Source organism: Roseateles sp. GW821-FHT09H10 (assembly GCF_059415865.1).
Genome location: NZ_JBWKOB010000002.1, coordinates 1,542,797 through 1,559,079, shown reverse-complemented (window position 1 = coordinate 1,559,079; position 16,283 = coordinate 1,542,797). Strand labels below are relative to the sequence as shown.

Annotated in this window: 17 protein-coding genes; 7 read left to right on the top strand and 10 right to left on the bottom strand. The window is 69.7% G+C overall.

The features are described 5' to 3' along the window. The first annotated feature begins 12 nt into the window (after positions 1-12). Positions 13-927 carry a glutaminase gene (locus AC07OY_RS15365; RefSeq protein ID WP_495043465.1) on the top strand — a complete coding sequence of 305 codons (915 nt, stop codon included), beginning with the start codon at positions 13-15 and terminating at the stop codon, positions 925-927. Between the two features lie 6 nt (positions 928-933). Here AC07OY_RS15365 and AC07OY_RS15360 read toward each other — a convergent pair whose 3' ends face one another. The 5 genes from AC07OY_RS15360 to AC07OY_RS15340 form a co-directional block, all read right to left on the bottom strand. After that, positions 934-1,551, bottom strand: a complete 618-nt coding sequence (locus AC07OY_RS15360) for a redoxin domain-containing protein (RefSeq protein ID WP_495043464.1) — start codon at positions 1,549-1,551, stop codon at positions 934-936. Next, complete coding sequence (locus AC07OY_RS15355) at positions 1,548-3,650, bottom strand: protein-disulfide reductase DsbD family protein (RefSeq protein WP_495043463.1); 2,103 nt, start codon at positions 3,648-3,650, stop codon at positions 1,548-1,550. Before AC07OY_RS15355 ends, AC07OY_RS15360 begins: the two co-directional genes overlap by 4 nt. 9 nt (positions 3,651-3,659) lie before the next feature. Continuing rightward, positions 3,660-4,211: a tRNA-uridine aminocarboxypropyltransferase gene (locus AC07OY_RS15350; RefSeq protein ID WP_495043462.1), complete on the bottom strand. Its 552-nt coding sequence runs from the start codon at positions 4,209-4,211 to the stop codon at positions 3,660-3,662. Positions 4,212-4,223: 12 nt separating this feature from the next. After that, entirely contained in the window at positions 4,224-4,799 is a 576-nt protein-coding gene (locus tag AC07OY_RS15345) for a hypothetical protein (protein ID WP_495043461.1), read from the bottom strand. A 194-nt stretch (positions 4,800-4,993) separates the two neighbouring features. Then, entirely contained in the window at positions 4,994-5,167 is a 174-nt protein-coding gene (locus AC07OY_RS15340) for a hypothetical protein (RefSeq protein ID WP_158593544.1), read from the bottom strand. A 171-nt stretch (positions 5,168-5,338) separates the two neighbouring features. On the opposite strand from AC07OY_RS15340, the gene AC07OY_RS15335 reads away from it, so the two are divergent. Continuing rightward, the gene (locus AC07OY_RS15335; RefSeq protein WP_495043460.1) at positions 5,339-6,721 is read left to right on the top strand and encodes a leucyl aminopeptidase family protein; all 1,383 of its coding nucleotides are present in this window, start codon (positions 5,339-5,341) and stop codon (positions 6,719-6,721) included. Here AC07OY_RS15335 and AC07OY_RS15330 read toward each other — a convergent pair. Further along, complete coding sequence (locus AC07OY_RS15330) at positions 6,706-7,551, bottom strand: ProQ/FINO family protein (protein WP_495043459.1); 846 nt, start codon at positions 7,549-7,551, stop codon at positions 6,706-6,708. The genes AC07OY_RS15335 and AC07OY_RS15330 overlap by 16 nt on opposite strands. A 146-nt stretch (positions 7,552-7,697) precedes the next feature. On the opposite strand from AC07OY_RS15330, the gene AC07OY_RS15325 reads away from it, so the two are divergent. Beyond that, positions 7,698-8,180, top strand: a complete 483-nt coding sequence (locus AC07OY_RS15325) for a GFA family protein (RefSeq protein ID WP_495043458.1) — start codon at positions 7,698-7,700, stop codon at positions 8,178-8,180. Here AC07OY_RS15325 and AC07OY_RS15320 read toward each other — a convergent pair. The 4 genes from AC07OY_RS15320 to AC07OY_RS15305 form a co-directional block, all read right to left on the bottom strand. Beyond that, entirely contained in the window at positions 8,177-8,854 is a 678-nt protein-coding gene (locus tag AC07OY_RS15320) for a DUF4197 domain-containing protein (RefSeq protein WP_495043457.1), read from the bottom strand. The two genes, AC07OY_RS15325 and AC07OY_RS15320, sit on opposite strands and share 4 nt — an antisense overlap. Positions 8,855-8,897: 43 nt before the next feature. After that, the gene (locus tag AC07OY_RS15315; protein ID WP_495043456.1) at positions 8,898-9,902 is read right to left on the bottom strand and encodes a diguanylate cyclase domain-containing protein; all 1,005 of its coding nucleotides are present in this window, start codon (positions 9,900-9,902) and stop codon (positions 8,898-8,900) included. 136 nt (positions 9,903-10,038) lie between these two features. Next, positions 10,039-10,977, bottom strand: a complete 939-nt coding sequence (locus tag AC07OY_RS15310; protein WP_495043455.1) for a nucleoside hydrolase — start codon at positions 10,975-10,977, stop codon at positions 10,039-10,041. Next, a complete protein-coding gene (locus tag AC07OY_RS15305) occupies positions 10,974-11,759 on the bottom strand; it encodes a fumarylacetoacetate hydrolase family protein (protein WP_495043454.1) in 786 nt (261 codons plus the stop codon). Before AC07OY_RS15305 ends, AC07OY_RS15310 begins: the two co-directional genes overlap by 4 nt. A gap of 44 nt (positions 11,760-11,803) precedes the next feature. Between AC07OY_RS15305 and AC07OY_RS15300 the strand changes: the two genes are divergently transcribed. From AC07OY_RS15300 to AC07OY_RS15285, 4 genes are all read left to right on the top strand, one after another. After that, a complete protein-coding gene (locus AC07OY_RS15300; protein ID WP_495043453.1) occupies positions 11,804-12,697 on the top strand; it encodes a hypothetical protein in 894 nt (297 codons plus the stop codon). 123 nt (positions 12,698-12,820) lie between these two features. Beyond that, a complete protein-coding gene (locus tag AC07OY_RS15295; protein ID WP_056191800.1) occupies positions 12,821-13,102 on the top strand; it encodes a BTH_I0359 family protein in 282 nt (93 codons plus the stop codon). Positions 13,103-13,196: 94 nt separating this feature from the next. Beyond that, entirely contained in the window at positions 13,197-15,503 is a 2,307-nt protein-coding gene (locus AC07OY_RS15290) for an ATP-binding protein (protein WP_495043452.1), read from the top strand. A 194-nt stretch (positions 15,504-15,697) separates the two neighbouring features. After that, complete coding sequence (locus AC07OY_RS15285; protein ID WP_495043451.1) at positions 15,698-16,183, top strand: DUF2846 domain-containing protein; 486 nt, start codon at positions 15,698-15,700, stop codon at positions 16,181-16,183. Positions 16,184-16,283: the final 100 nt, after the last annotated feature.

Genomic DNA, 16,283 nt, shown 5'->3' with positions numbered 1-16,283 from the left:
AGAATCCGCGCCATGAACTTCCAGCTCATCCTCGACGAGATCAATGCCGAGCTGCGCCCGCAGCTGGCCACGGCCGGCGGCAAGGTCGCCAGCTACATCCCGGCGCTGGCACGCGTGTCGCCGCTGCAGTTCGGCATGGCGCTGCGCACCGTGGGTGGCAAGACGGCGCAGGCCGGCGACAGCGCGATGCCCTTCTCCATCCAGAGCATGTCCAAGGTGTTCTCGCTGACGCTGGCCATCCGCGCCCTGGGCGAAGCGATGTGGGACCGCATCGGCCGCGAGCCGTCGGGCAGCCCCTTCAACTCGCTGGTGCAGCTGGAGTCGGAGCGTGGCATCCCGCGCAACCCTTTCATCAATGCCGGCGCCATCGCGGTGGCGGACCGCCTGGTCTCGCAGGGCGATGCCAAGACCGAGTTGCTGGCACTCATCGGCCGTCTGTGCGGCGAGCCCGTGCACATCGACGCCGAGGTGGCGCACTCCGAGGCCGACACGGGCTTTCGCAACACCGCCCTGGCCAACTTCATGAAGGCCTTCGGCACGCTGGACAACGACGTCGCCGCCGTGCTGGACGTCTACTTCAACCAGTGCGCCATCGCGATGACTTGTGAACAGATGGCCTGCGCCGCCGGCTTTCTGTGCCGCGACGGCCGCCACCCGCTGGCCGGGACGCCCGTGCTCAGCGAAGCCCAGACCCGCCGCGTCAATGCGCTGATGCTGACCTGCGGCACCTACGACGCGGCCGGCGAGTTCGCCTTCCGCATCGGCCTGCCCTGCAAGAGCGGCGTCGGCGGCGGCATCGTCGCCGTCGTGCCGGACCAGCTCAGCCTGTGCGTCTGGTCGCCTGCACTCGACAGCACCGGCAATTCCTTGCTGGGCCGCCGGGCGCTGGAGCTCTTCGTGGCGAAGACCGGGTTGTCGGTCTTCTAGACGCGATCAGCTGGCGTACTTGACCGAGCAGCCGTAGGGGCGGGTCGACGATTTCTCGACCTTCTTGCCAGCGGCCACGGCGGCCAAGGCGTCCTTCACATAAGGCTCGGCCTTGGCGATGTCCTCGGCCTTGGCCGTGGCGATGCTGTCGATGCCACCCTTGTAGGCCAGTGTGCCATCGCCCTTGATGACGTACATATGCGGCGTCGTCTGCGCGCCGTACAGCTTGCCCAGGTCGCCCTTGGGGTCCAGCAGCGTGGCCGTCGGCACGGCGTTGCGGTCGGCATTCAGCTTCCTGGCGGCGGCGCCGTCGACAAAGCCCTGCTGGCCGGGCGCCGACGAGATCACCTGCAGCCAGACGACGCCCTGGCCGGTCGCGTCCTTCTGCTGGGTCTGCATATTGCCGCTGCCGTAGTGCTTCTTGACGAAGGGGCAGTCATGGTTGGTCCACTCCAGCACGACGGTCTTGCCCTTGTAGTCGGCCAGGTTGACCGTCTTGCCATCGGCCGTCGTGGCCGTGAACGCGGGCGCCGGTGCCTCCACGCTCACATTGGCGAAAGCCAGTACAGGCGCGGCCACGGCCGCCGCGATCAGGGAACGGCGAAGCAGATTCACTTTCATCATGTCGAACTCCGGGGGGCAGGGGTGGGGGAGGAAACCGCCTCGATGACGAGGCCGGGGGTGAGGATCTGCGGCAGCACCTGGGCCTCGGCAGCGCCGGGTGCGTAGTAGAGATAAAGAGGCACGCCCGAACGGCCATGGGCCTTGAGGACTGCGGTGATGTTGGGATCCTCGCGGGTCCAGTCGCCCTTGAGATAAGTCACGCCGGTCCGGGCGAAGGCGTCCTTGACCTCGGGGCGGGACAGGGCCACGCGCTCGTTGACGAGGCAGGAGATGCACCAGGATGCCGTCATGTTGACGAAGACCGGCTTGTTCTGGGCGCGCAGCTCGGACAGACGCTCGGCGCTGTAGGCCTCGATGGCCGATCCGGCGGCGGCGGTCTGCGCCTCGGCCGGCAGCGGCTTGATCCAGTGGATGACGCCCAGCGCCAGCAGCAAGCTGGCCAGCATCGCCGCCCGGCCCACCAGGCCCTGGCTGGCCCGAAGCAGCCACAGCGCGAAGGCGATCAGCACCAGGCCGCCCAGGGCCATGGCCACGCCGTCCGGACCGGCCTGCTGGGCCAGCACCCACAGCAGCCAGACGACGGCTGCATACATCGGGAAGGCCAGGAACTGCTTGAACTTGTCCATCCACGCGCCGGGCCGCGGCAGCCAGCGCTGGGCCGCCGGCCAGAAGGCCAGGATCAGGAAGGGCAGGGCCAGGCCCAGGCCCAGGGCCAGGAAGACAGCCAGCATGATGGCCGCGGGCTGGGACAGCGCGAAGGCCAGCGCCGCGCCCATGAAAGGCGCCGTGCAGGGTGTGGCGACGACGGCGGCGAGCACGCCGGTGAAGAAGCTGCCGGCCAGGCCTTGCTTGGCAGCGAGGTTGGAACCCAGCCCGGTGAAGCTGCCGCCAACGTCGAAGAAGCCCGACAGATTCAGGCCGACCAGGAAGAGCAGATAGCTGACGATGAGGACGAAGACCGGCGAGTGGAACTGGAAGCCCCAGCCCACCTGCTGGCCGCCCGCGCGCAGGGCGATCAACACCGCCGCCAGGGCCGCAAAGCTGGCCAGCACGCCGGCCGTGTAGGCCAGGCCCTCGGCCTTGTGATTGCCCTCGCGCACCAGGGCCAGGGCCTTGATGGACAGCACCGGGAAGACGCAGGGCATCAGGTTCAGGATCAGCCCGCCCACGAGGGCGAGGGCCAGGGCCGGCAGCAGGCCAAGATCGCTTTCCGACGTCGCCGCGGGCGGTGCTGCCTGGGCCGCGGGTGCGCTGAGGTCCGCCGGGCCAGGCCCCTTGCCGGCCCCTGCGGGCATGGCGACCGAGACGGTCCAGGCCTGGTCGCCCGTGGCGGTCGTCAGCAGCAAGACGCCGGACAGCGGCTTGCCGGCAGGCACGGGTTCGTCGCCGGCGGGAATGTCCAGCGTCCAGCCGCCACTGCCCGCTTTGAGGGGCTGCGATGCGCTGTGGGCCACGGCGCCCCAGGTGTCGGCGAAGAAATAGGCCTTGGTCACGCCGGCCGTCGGGCCGCTGAGACGAACGCCCTGAGGCGCCGCCTGCAGCTGCACGGCGAATGCCGCGGGCTTGGGGATGGCGCCACGCCATTCCTCGATCTGGGCCGCGTCGGCACCCGGCTTGGCCTCGGCCGCCGTTCCAACAACAGGCAGGTCCAGGCCCAGGCTGACCTGCTCGGGGATGCAGACGTCCTTGCAGACCAGCCATCTCACCTCGGCCGCCGGCTTGAAACGGCTGCCCGGCTTGGCATCCGCCGGCACCGTCAGCTCCACCAGCAGGGCCGCGCGGCCTTCGTAGCCGTAGTTGACGAGGGGGCCGATGGCCTGGATGGACGGTGTCGGCCACTGGATGGGGCCGGCCTGGGCACCGCTCCAGTCAATGGTCGTGGCTTGGCCGGAATCGCCCGGGTTCAGCCAGTAGGTGTGCCAGTGCGACTTGATGTTCTGCTCCAGCGCGACCGTGAAGCGCTGGCCCGGCGCCACCGTGGCCTGGCTGGCCACGAGGCGGGCCTTGACATGCTCGGTCGCGGCCTCGGGCGGCGCGGCCAGGGCGAGCAAGGGGGCGGCCAGCAGGGCCAGGAAAACGGGGCGCAGGAACGAGGACATCCCGAAATCCTAGGCCAAACGGATTTCCCTTCTGTAAAGGCCGGCCTGGACGAAGGCGTCGAAGGCCGCCCAGAGGGGTGCAAAACGATCCGGCTCCCCCTCCAGCAGGGCCAGCGCATGCAGGCCGGCCTCCAGCGTCGACAGCTGGCCCGGGCGGTGGGCGCGCCGGATGGCGTAGCGGCTGGGGTGTGCGGGCAGGCTGAGGCGCGGCAAACCGGCCAGCCAGGGATTGGCGGCCAGCAGGCGGCGGCTCTGGCGCCAGTTGCCGTCCAGCAGGATGAGGCGCTTCACGTCCGCGGGCCGGGCCGCATCGCCTTCGCCCGGATAGAGCAGGGCCGTGCCGGGCGCTGCCAGGGCCGGGTCGAAAGCCTCACCGCGCAGCAGCCGCGCCGCCGGCTCCAGGCCCAGCGTCAGGAAGGCTGCGGTGTTCTTGGCATGGCCGGCCTCGGCGGGATGCTGCAGGATGAGCAGCTCCGTGCGCACCGCCAGCGGGGCGGGCAAAGTCGCGCACAGGCAGGTGCTGACCGGGCGCTCGCAGCGCGGGCAGACCGCGCGGGGCATGGGCGTGCCGGCTCAGTTCACCGGCGGCGACACGGAGTGCGGCGCAATGGTCGACACCGTGCTGTCGGTGCCGGCGTCGCTGGCCTCGTCCTCGCTCTTGCGGCGGCTCGAACGCGTGCTGGGCAGGCCTTCCTGGCGGCGCTTGGCAAAGCGGCCGGCCACCCAGACCCCACCGACGATGCCAAAGATATTGAGGGCGCCGAACAGCGGCGCCGCGCTGGAAGAGAGCAGCAGGCTCTGCAAGGGTGCGGAATAGGCGCGCGGCTTCAGCGCGAAGCTGAAGGCGCCGAAGATCAGCCAGCCCGCCCAGGCCACGCCGACGCCGGACATCATCCAGGCGATGTAGGGGCGATGGCGGCGGCGCTGCGGCCGCAGCGTCAGATAGGCCCAGATCAGCGCGACAAGGAAAAGGATCAGTGCAATCGCAAGCGCCTCGCCGAGCATGACCTGCAGGCTGTTGCGGCCACCCAGCTGCGCGTAGACCTGGCGCGGCAGGCCGGTGCTGGCGTACTTCATGGCCGCGCCCGCGCCGAAGCAATACAGCAATAGGCCGGAAACGAAGGCGATGGAGCGGCGGGCGGCTTTCATGGAGGCACATTCTCGGCGCTGTCGGGCCCGGCATTCCGGGAGGATTTCCCGATCGGCCAAAACAAAGCCCACCGTCCAGGGGGTGACGGTGGGCTGAATTGGGTGCCCGGTCCTCAGTCATGCCATCCGGCTGGCAGGCCGGATGTCCTGAGTCGGGCGTTATGCAGTGCGCAGGCACTGCACGCGGTCCCGACTCAGCGCTTGCGGTCGAAGCGCTGGGCGCGGGCCAGGCCGCGGCGCTCGCCGCTGTAGAAACCGGTGTCGAAGGCCTCGTGCTTGCGGCCCTTCTCGACGGATTCGGCACTCCAGGCGGCTTCCGGCAGGGGGAGGCGGCGCGGCTGGTGTTCGGTGCGGGGCTGGATCTTCATGGTGGCTGTCTGGCCCCTTGGAGGGCCGTCTCACGCCGAGGGCGGCGCGATTGGGAGGCACAACGCAGGCTCCGCAGGGGTGGTTGACAGGTCCAAAACACTTCTTTGCAGTTGTGGCTTGCGGTCACCTGACGTGTACAAAATGCCGGTTTTGATATCCAGGGCACCGCCATGACCGTCCAGCTGAAGAAGACCCTCCCCGCCAAGGCCACCCCCATCACCGTTGTCGACCGCGCGGCCTTCCAGGCCCTGGCCGCCGGCCTGCCGCCGGCCACGCGGGCCTGGCTGGCGACCGTCGGCTTCGTCGGCGCCGCCGACAGCCACGCCCTGGTGCCCGGGGCCGACGGCCAACTGGCCCAGGTCTTCGCCGGCGTGGCCCACGCCGCCCATCCCTTTGCGCTGAGCCATCTGCCGCTGGCCCTGCCGGAAGGCGTCTACAAGCTGGACGACGCCGGCCTGGCCCTGCTGCCCGAGGCGGCGGCCATGTCCTGGGAGCTGGGCGGCTACCGCTTCGACCTCTACAAGCCGGCCAAGCGCGCCCCGGCGACGCTGGCCCTGAAAGGCGGTGCCGACGCCGAGCGCGGCCTGGCCCTGGCCGCCGCCATCGCGGCCACGCGCGACCTGGTCAACACGCCGGCCGAGCACATGGGCCCGGCCGAACTGGCCGCGGCCGCCAAGGCCCTGGCCAAGCAGTACGACGCGAGCTATGCCGAAACCGTCGGTGACGCCCTGCTGAAGAAGAACTTCCCCAGCATCCATGCGGTCGGCCGCGCGAGCACGCGCTCACCTCGCCTGATCGAGGTGAACTGGGGCAACCCCAAGCACCCCAAGCTGGCCCTGGTCGGCAAGGGCGTCTGCTTCGACACCGGCGGCCTGAACATCAAGCCCGGCGAGGGCATGCGCCAGATGAAGAAGGACATGGGCGGCGCCGCCAACGCCCTGGGCCTGGCCACGCTGATCATGGCCTTCAAGCTGCCGGTGCGCCTGCAGCTGCTGATCCCGGCGGTCGAGAACTCGATCTCGGGCAATGCCTACCGGCCCGGCGACATCATCAAGACCCGCAAGGGCCTGCACATCGAGATCGGCAACACCGACGCCGAAGGCCGCGTCATCCTTTGCGACGCCCTGGCCTATGCCGCCGAAGGCAAGCCTGACCTCGTCATCGACCTGGCAACGCTGACCGGCGCCGCCCGCGTGGCCCTGGGCGCCCAGCTGCCGGCCCTGTTCGCCAAGCACATGGACACCGCCCGCGATCTCGTCGACCTGGGCCTGAAGCTGGACGACCCGCTCTGGCATATGCCGCTGTGGGCGCCGTACCACGCCGGCATCGAGAGCACCATCGGCGACATCGTCAACACGGGCAACAGCCCGCTGGCCGGCGCCATCAACGCGGCGCTGTTCCTGGAGGACTTCCTGCCCGCCCAGCAGGACTGGCTGCACGTCGACCTGTTCGCCTGGAACGATGCGCCGCGCGCCGGCCGCCCGGTGGGCGGCGAGGCGCAGACCATCCGCACCCTGCTCGCCTACCTGGAGCAACGTTACTCGGGCGCCTGATCCTTGGGCGGCTGAGCCTCCGGGGCCGGCTGCTCAGCCTGGACCGGCTCAGCCTTGGGCGCCTGCTGCTTGGCAGCCTGATCCCGACGCGGCTGGCCGGGCTTGCCGCCCTGCCCCTGGCGCTGCGGCGGCCGGCCGCCTTCACGGCGGCCCTCGTTGCGACCACCACCGCCCCCCGGGCGGCGGTCGTCACGGCGCGGCGGCGGGCCATCGCGGCGCGCTTCGCGCGGCGGGGCCGGCGGCGCCTCGGCGCGTTCCTTGCGCGCGATCTCCAGCAGGCCCGGCAGCGCTTCCGGCGTCGTGCCCTTGAGCACGCAGAAATTGGCTTCGGTCAGCGTCGTGCGCTCGAAGTCCCACAGCAGCTGGGCGCGGTTGCGGCGCTGCTGGGCTTCGAGGTGGTGGCGCTCCTGATCCGCCTGCTCGCGCTCCTGCTTCAGCCCGCGGCGGCGGCCCAGCTCTTCCTGGGCGGCCTTGAGGTGTTCCTCGGTAATCTCGCCGGCCGGCTGGCCGTCGAGGTCGAAGCGGGTCTTGGCCTGGGTCAGCGCGATCAGATAGCCGGTGCTGCCGGTGTAGCGGCGCAGGAAGGCGCTGAGCTGGGCCTTGCTGAACTTGCCGGGCGCGCGCTCCTGGATATCGGCCTGCACGCGCAGCTTGACGGGCTTGGGCTTGCCGGTGAACAGGGCCGGGAACAGGGCCTTGAGCTCGGCCGTGGCGTCTGCCGCCGGTGCAGCGGCCGCCGTCGCGGCAGCAGCTGGCGCGGCATCAGCGGGCGCCTCGGGCGTGCCCTCGACGGCGGGCGCCGCCTCTGGCGCGGGCCCGGGTGCAGCCACAGCGGCTGCCGGTTCTTCGGACGGGGTGACGGGATCAGGAAGATCGGAATTCATCGCAAAGCCGTCGACGCGGCAGCAAACAGGCAAGGGGCGGGATTGTCGGCCATCATGGCCGCTTCCACGCATCCCTCGACAAAGGCCAGCAAATGCATCTCGAAGGTTCCTGCCACTGCCGCAGCGTGAAGTTCTCCGTCGAGGCGGATTCGCCCATCCCTTTCATGCGCTGCTACTGCTCGGTCTGCCGCAAGACGGCCGGCGCCGGCGGCTTCGCCATCAACCTCGGCGCCCAGACGCTGACGATGAAGGTCAAGGGCAAGCGCCACCTGCGCATCTACCGCGCCAAGCTGGCCGACAAGGATGGCAAGGGCAAGCACAAGAGCAGCGCGCGACGCTATTTCTGCGTGAAATGCGGCAGCGCGCTGTGGCTGTGGGACCCGACCTGGCCCGAGCTCGTGCACCCGCATGCCAGCGCCATCGACACGCCGATGCCGCCCGCGCCCGAGCATGTGCACTGCATGCTGGGCTCGAAGGCGGATTGGGTGCGCGTCGAAGGCGATTCCCCAGACCCGCGCTTTGACGAGTACCCGGATGTGTCACTCGCCGAGTGGCACCGGGCGCACGGCTTCTAGCCGAGGCCGCCGAAGACCTTCTTGAGAATCGCGCTGCCCGTGCCAACCGGGTCCTGGCGGATCTTCTTCTCCTCCTCGCCGATCATGCGATAGAGGCCGTCCAGGGCCTTGGCCGTCACGTATTGCTGGATATTGGCCTCGTCGCCCTTGACCAGGCCGAAGCCGCCGGCCTTCTTGGCGACGGCGTTGTACTTGTCGGCCAGCGACACCTTCTCGGTGGCCTTGGTGACGATGGGCAGGAACTGCTGGCCCAGCGGCTCGCGGGTCTTGCCGGCGAAGAACTGCGTCACCGAGTCGTCGCCGCCCTTGAGGATCTTCAGCCCGTCATCGACGCTCATGTCCTTGACGGCCTTGACGAGCAGGGGCTTGGCGGCCGGCACGGCGGCTTCGGCGGCGCGGTTCATCGCCACGATCAGTTCGTCCAGCTTCTTGCCCTGGCCGGTGGCCTTGAGCAGCTTGGCCGCGTCCTTCAGATAACCCGGCAACTCGATCTTGACGAGGGGGTTGCCGAGGAAGCCGTCCTGCCTGCCCAGCAGGGCGACCGCCGAGTTGGCGCCGCGCTCCAGGGCCGAGCGGATGCCGGCGTTGGCATCACCTTCGCTGAGGTTCAGCGCCCAGGCCGGACGCAGCAACAACAGGGCGGGTGCGGTGGCGATGACGAGGCGGCGTTGCATGGTGGTCTCCGGTCGGGGGAGATCCATCTTGCCACTGCGGCGCTCAAGCGGCGACGTGCTGCAGCGCTCGGTGGATGTCGCGCTTCTGGCGGTACATGCGCTGGTCGGCCAGCTCCAGCAGCTGCGCGACGTCGTTGCCGTCCTCGGGGAATCTGGCCGCGCCCAGGCTGGCGGCCAGGGGCAGGCTGTGGCCTTCGAAATGGAAGTTGCCGTTGAGCTGCTGGCGCAGGCGGGTCAGCGTCGCCTCCAGGCCGCCCTCCGCGGCCAGGGGTCGCAGCAGCACGCCGAACTCGTCGCCGCCCAGGCGGGCCGCCGTGTCGGACTGGCGCACGCCGGCGTTGAGGCGACGGGCGAACTCCAGCAGGGCAGCATCGCCGGCGCGATGGCCGTGGTTGTCGTTGAGCGGCTTGAGGCCGTTCAGGTCCAGCATCAGCACGGCCATGGGCTGGCCGTCGCGCACGGCCTGGGCCAGCGAGGAACGCAGGCGGTCCAGGAACAGCGAGCGGTTGGGCAGATCGGTCAGGCCGTCGTGGGTGGCCTTGTGGAAGAGCTCGCCCGGCGCATAGCGGGTGGCGAAATACATCGCCGCGGCGACCAGGTCGGACAGCAGTTCCAGCAGCGCGAAGTGGCGGTCATTGAAATGGGCCACCTGGGCCGACATGGCCTTGAGCACGCCCACCGTCTCGCCGTTGTGGCGCAGCGGCACGACGACCATGGAGCGCAGGCCCAGCCTCTCGCAGGCGGCGCGGTCGGTGCGGGGATCGACGAGGGCATCGTCGCAATGCAGGACCTGGCCCTCGCGCACGCACAGGCCCGACAGGCTGGCGCCGCGCTTGAGCCTCAGGCCCAGGCTGCCCTTGGCCATGCCGGCGGCGGCGCGATAGACCATGTCATCGCCCTCGGCCAGTTCGACGGCGGCGCCATCGGCGCCCACCAGGGTCAGGGTGCGCTGCACGACCAGGCTCATCAGCCCGCCCAGGTCGAGCCCAAGCCGGGCCACCTCGGTCTGGATGGTGATCACCTCCAGCAGCTTTTCTCTGCTCGGCACTTCATCTCCCGCCTGCATCGCCTGCGGATGCAGCTCCGTGGAGCGACGCTCTCTGCCGGATCAATCCCTGTTGAGAGACGAATTCTTACATCTCACCATAAATGATGTCGACAGGGATTTGCCCGTCAGGAATGGGCTAATTCAGCCGCGCCAGCCTTTCGGTCAGCAGCGCGAAGAAGCCGTCCGAGTCGACATGGCGCAGCATGTGGGCATTGGGGGGCAGGCCGGTGACGGCCCAGAAGTCGACGACGGTCATGCCCCGCGTCAGCTCGCTATGCCTTTCGATGCGCACATTGCAGTCGCGGCCGCTGAAGAGCTCGGGCCGCAGCAGCCAGGCGATGACGCAGGGGTCGTGCAGGGGGCCACCGTCCTGGCCGTACTTGGCCTCGTCGAAGCGTTCGAAGAATTCCATCCAGGCCGCGACGACGGGGCCGGCGCGGTTGCCGATGGCCCGGATGGCTTCGATGCGCTTGGCGGTCGTCAGCGCCTCGTGGGTGACGTCCAGCGGCGCCATCGTGATGGGCACGCCGCTGGTGAAGACCTCGTGGGCGGCCTGCGGGTCGACATAGATGTTGAACTCGGCCGCCGGCGTGACGTTGCCGCCCTCGAAGCAGCCGCCGCCCATCAGCACGATGCGGCGGATGCGCGCGGCGATGTCGGGCGCCTGGCGCAGGGCCAACGCGATATTCGTCAGCGGGCCCAGGGGGCAGAGCGTCACCGTGCCGGCCTCGCGCTCGCGCAGGGTCTGGATGATGAAGTCGACGGCATGGCGGGGGTCCAGGCCCAGCGTCGGCCCGGGCAGCTCGACACCGTTCAGGCCGGTGTCGCCGTGCACATGCTCGGCCGTCACCAGGGGCACGTCCAGCGGCCGGTCGGCGCCGGCGCAGATGGGCACGTCGCGGCGGCCGGCCAGCTCCATGACCTTGCGGGCATTCAGCGTCGTCAGCGCCAGCGGCACATTGCCGGCCACCGTCGTCACGCCCAGCAGCTCCAGCTCGGGGCTGGCAGCGGCCAGCAGCAGCGCGATGGCGTCGTCCTGGCCAGGATCGGTGTCGATGATGATGGGGAGGCTCATACAGGGGCGGCGGGCGGCGGTGCGAGATCGAGGTCGATGGCGCCGAACAGGCCGTGCTGGCCCTCGGCGGACTTGAGGTCCAGGCGCAGGCTGTCGCCGGGCGCCAGCGGCAGTTCCAGGCCGCCCAAGGACACGCCGGCGAGCTGGCCGGCGCGCAGGGCCCGCAACCGGGCCAGGCGGGCCAGGGCCTCGCCCGGCGCGGCGGTCACGTCGCGCGGCTCCAGCTTGGCGCCGTTGTGCAGGGCGACGAGGCGGCCCTTCAGGCGGCCGCCGGCCCAGGCTTCGCCCAGTTCGTCGGGCGTGATCGCCAGCGGCGCGCAATGGCTGGCGATCAGCTCGCCGTCCAGCCGCCAGTCCACGGCAAAGGCCAGCAGGCGCAGCGCGTCCAGGGCGGCCGATGCATCGCTGGCGGCGCCGAGGTCGCCGGTGATGGCGACCAGGGCCGGTTCGCAGGCGGCAGGGGCCTTCAGGGGCTGGTGCGGGCCCTGGAACTGGCCGGCCTCGCGGCGCACGCCGCCCTCGGCATCGACGACGGCCCAGCCATAGGCGCGGGGCAGCGGCGCGAGGCATTTCTCGGGCTCGAAGGCGAAGGCATGGCGCAGCTTGCCGTGGTTGAGCTGCACGGCGAGGTCTTCGAGCTGGGGCGCGAGGAAGCCCCAGTCGTCCAGCACCTGCTGCAGGCGCGTGGCGATGCCGGTGGCGTAGTGGGCCTGGGTCTGGTCGCGCGACACGACGACGAGATGGCCGTCGCGCGAACCGTCGGCGTAAGTGGCGAGTTTCATGGGCGGTGAGCCGCAGAGTAGCGGGGTGATGGCAGCATTGTGCGATGCGCGCCGGCCTGCCCTCCCCCCGCGCCGCCGCGCTCGCGCTGGCGGCCAGCCTGCTCGCCCATGTGGCGCTGCTGGGCGGCGGCCGGGAGCGCGACGACGTCGCCGCGCGGCCGACCCGGGCCATCAGCGTCGCGTTGCTGCCGCCGACGCTTCCCCTTGCCCTGCCCGAGCCGGCGCCGCCCGCCCTGCCCGCCCCCCAGGCGCGCTCGACCCGTCCCAGCCGCCAGCCGCCGGCACCCGCCGTCGAAGCCCCCGCCGCCGCGTCCGACGCCCCCCTGCTGCGACTGGCCGGTCCGGCCGCCTGGCACTACCGGCTGCGCCAGGGCGGCCAGGACGGCGAGGCCCTGCTGGACTGGCGCCCCGAGCCCGATGGCCGCTACAGCCTGCGCCTGACGCGGCGCATCGGCGAGCGCAGCCTGCCCGCCCTGGAAAGCCTGGGCCACACCGGCAGCGCAGGCCTGGCGCCCGAACGCTTCGCCCTGCAGCGCGGCGGCCAGGATCGCCAGGCCATCAACTTCGACGCCGAGGGCCGGCGCGTCAGCTTCTCGGCCAGCCCGGCCCAGCTGGAGCTGCCCGAGGGTGCCCAGGACCGCCTGTCCTGGTGGCTGCAGCTGGCCGCCCTGGTGCAGGCGGCCCCCGCGCCGGGCGGGCGCTGGCGGGTCTGGGTGGCCGGCTTGCGCGGCGAACTGCGCGAATGGACCTTCGAAGCCATCGATCCGGCGCCAGAAGACGCCGGGACTCTGCATCTGCGCCGCCTGCCACTGGGCGAGCGGGACCCGGGCGTCGAGCTGTGGCTGGACCCCGCCCGGGGCTACTGGCCGGTGCGGCTGCGCCAGGGCGACCCTGAAACGCGTGGTTTCGAAATCCGCTTGTCCGACGTGAACTCCTGACGCTTCCTACACGTTGCTGGGCCATGGGATGACCCGAACAGCGGGGCGTTCTGCCAGTATCTAAACCAAGCGGGGCTTGAAACCTCAGGCCCCACCCGCAGTTGAAGCCCTGAGGAGAACTCCATGCACATGCTCTACAACTCCGACAGCTTCATCGTCGTCCAGTTCGACGTCCCTCACGCCGAACTGCAAGCGGTGGAGGCGGGTCCGCAGCTCAATCGCGGCGGTTTCGAGATCGTCGACAAGTTCGCCCGCAAGGAAATCTTCATCGAGGGCGCCCTGGCCGAATCCTTCCAGCAAGGCGTGCAGGCCCTCATCGACGACGGCGAGCCTTCCGAGGACGAACTGGACGCCTTCATCGAGCGCTATGCCGTGATGGGCCAGCAGCCGGTCGTGATGCACTGAACATTTGGGGGGCCGATCTTGCATTGATCTGCCGCCAACCCTGATACAAGATGGGTCCGCGCCGGCCGCTGCCGTGCGCCAAGGAGCCCATCGAATGGTGAAGCGAGCCGCCGTTGAGACAGCCTCCCGGGCATCCGCCCGCGTGCTGCCCTCGCCCGGCCTGGACAGCGCTCCGGTGCTGGACCGCATGTGCTCGCAGTTCGTGCTGACGTTGACCGTCAGGCACGCTGGCCGCTTCAATCTGCGGCGCGACTTCAACGGCCTGCTGTCCTTCACCGGCCGCCATCTCGTCTGGCCCACCCGCGTGCTGCAGAGGCTGCGCGGCTATCTCGGCCAGCGCTGCGCCGGCAACGAGCTGTGGCGTGGCCACGAATCCCTTGGCGACGAAGCCTTCCTCGACCGCTTTGGCCAATGGAGCGGCCCTTTCAGCGAAGCGACGCTGTTCTTCTACCTCGACGAATACGTCAAGGACGCACCCAAGGACATGATGGCCCTGCTCGCCACGACCTGCGAGCACCTGGACCGCCAGTTGAAGCGCGAGTCGACGCTGGTGGAGAAGAACATCGCCGCCCTTGGCACGCTGCTGCAGCTCAATCCGGCCGAGCGTGCCATCCTGCTCTACGGCACGCTGGCGCGATACCAGCGCGAGCTGCGGGGCGCCCTGGTCGAGTTCAAGGTCAACACGGCCCAGGAGGCCTTTGCGGCCATCGCCGCGGTCGCCGGCGTGGACGAGCGCGAGGTCGCGGAAGCCCTGCGCGCCGGTTCGCGTCTCGAGCGCATCGGCATGGTCGAGAACCTGATCTCGGAGCACAACATCACCGACCTGGCGGACCTGATGAAGGTCAGCGACCAGCTGCCGCCGGTGCTGATGCGTGAATACCAGGGCCCCCACGACCTGATGGCCGTGTTCACGCGGCCGGCCACGCCCAGCACGCTGGCGCCCACCGACTTCCATTTCGTCGTCGAGGACCTCGACCTGCTGAAAGGCATGCTGCGTCAGGCCGTGGCCACCCATGCCACCGGCGTCAACGTGCTGCTCTACGGCCCGCCGGGCACCGGCAAGACCGAGCTGGCCAAGGTCGCCGCCGCCGCCGCGGGCCTGGATCTTTACGAGGTGGAGTACGCCGACCGCGACGGCAATTCGCTGTCCGGCCGCGACCGCTACCGCTCGCTGCAGATCAGCCAGGTCTTCCTGAAGGCCAGCGCCAATGTGGCCCTGCTGTTCGATGAGGTCGAGGATGTCTTCCCGCCCCTGTCCAGCGACACGGCCTCGCTGCTGAACCGCCTGGACGCCAGCGGCGAAGGCGGCGTCGGCAATTCGGTCAGCGGCAAGGCCTGGGTCAACCAGATCCTGGAAACCAATCCGGTGCCCGTCATCTGGGTCACCAACCGCATCGAGCAGATCGACCCGGCCTTCCGCCGCCGCTTCCAGTACCACCTGGAGTTGAAGTCGCCGCCGCCCGGCGCCCGCAAGGGCCTGGTGGCCAAGGCCCTGGGCGAGGTGGGCGTCAGCGAAGCCTTTGTCGCCAAGCTGGCCGAGCGCCCGGGCCTGACGCCCGCGCAGATCCGCACGGCCGTGCGCTTCGCCCAGCTGGCCGGTGGCGCGGGCGATGCCGAAAAGCTCATCGAGCGCCAGCTGCTGAATGCCGACAAGGCCCTGGGCCGCGACGACGCGGCCAGCCTCGCCCGCCCCTGCGTGACGAGCTATGCGCTGGAGCTGCTGAACTGCGAAAGCCGCTTCGAGATACCGCGCATCGTCGAAGCCCTGCGCCGCAAGGGCCGCGGCCAACTCTGCTTCTACGGCCCGCCCGGCAGTGGCAAGACGGCGCTGGCCGAGCACATCGCCCAGGCCCTGGGGCGGCCGCTGATGGTCAGGCGCGCCAGCGACATCGCCAGCAAATTCGTCGGCGAGACCGAGCAGAACATGGCCCGCATGTTCGACACCGCCCAGACCGAAGGCGCCGTGCTGCTGCTGGACGAGGCCGACAGTTTCCTGCGCAGCCGCAAGCATGCCGAGCGCAATTACGAGGTGTCAGAGGTCAACGAGATGCTGGCCGGCATGGAGCGCTTCAGCGGCCTCTTCATCTGCACGACCAATCTCTTCGACGACCTCGACGAAGCCGCGCTGCGGCGCTTTGCCTTCAAGATCCGGTTCAGGGCCTTGAAGCCCGAGCAGCGGTCGACGATGTTCGAGCGCGAGGCCGGCGCGCCGCCGACCGCAGAGCAGCGCTCCAGGCTGGTCGCGATGGACTGCCTGACGCATGGCGACTTCGCGGCCGTGCGTCAGCAGGTCGAGATCCTCGGCGAGGCCTTCACGCCGGATGAGTTCCTGGCTCAGCTGGAGGCCGAGCACAGGGCCAAGCCCGAAGTGCGCGAAAGGCGCGGCATCGGCTTCCGCTGAGGCGGGGCGGGAAGCCCTGCCACCGCAGCGGAGCCAATAGCGCTCCGTGCGGAACTTCACGCGGCGCGTCGGGGCATGCGCAGGTCCACAGGCAACAGCAAGGCCGCAAGGGCGCGACGCGTCTTGCGCCGCGCTAGCATGCGCCGCCGCCCAGCGGTGCTGGCGGAATCGAATCAAAACAGAGGAGGAATTCGATGATGAAAAGACTGAGCTTTGCAGGGTTTGCCGTGGCCGCGTCCTTGGTGCTGTCGGGTTGCGCATCCGTGAACATGGCGTCCAAGGAAGAGTCCGCCCAGGCCAAGGAATTCAAGCCGCCCGCTGCCGGGCAGGCCGGCCTCTACATCTACCGCAACAGCTTCGTCGGCCAGGCCCTGAAGAAGGACGTCTGGCTCGACGGCAACTGCATTGGCGAAAGCGCCAACAACGTCTTCTTCTACACCCAGGTTCCGGGCGACAAGGCCTACAAGATCTCGACCGAATCCGAGTTCTCGCCCAACACCTTCGAGGCGACGCTTGCGGCCGGCAAGAACCACTTCTTCCGCCAGTACATCAAGATGGGCGTGTTCGTCGGTGGCGCCAACATCGAGGCGGTTTCCGAGGAACAAGGCAAGAAGGACGTGTCCCAGATCGAAATGGCCAAGCTGGGCACCTGCAGCGCCCCCGCCGCAGCCAAGAAGTAAGTGGCGCACGCCTGAGTCGACGGCTTGCGGGTCTGCGGATCGGCAAGCTGGCACGAAGAGCAAAAAGGGGCGGTTTCTACCGCCCCTTTTGCTTGCCTCG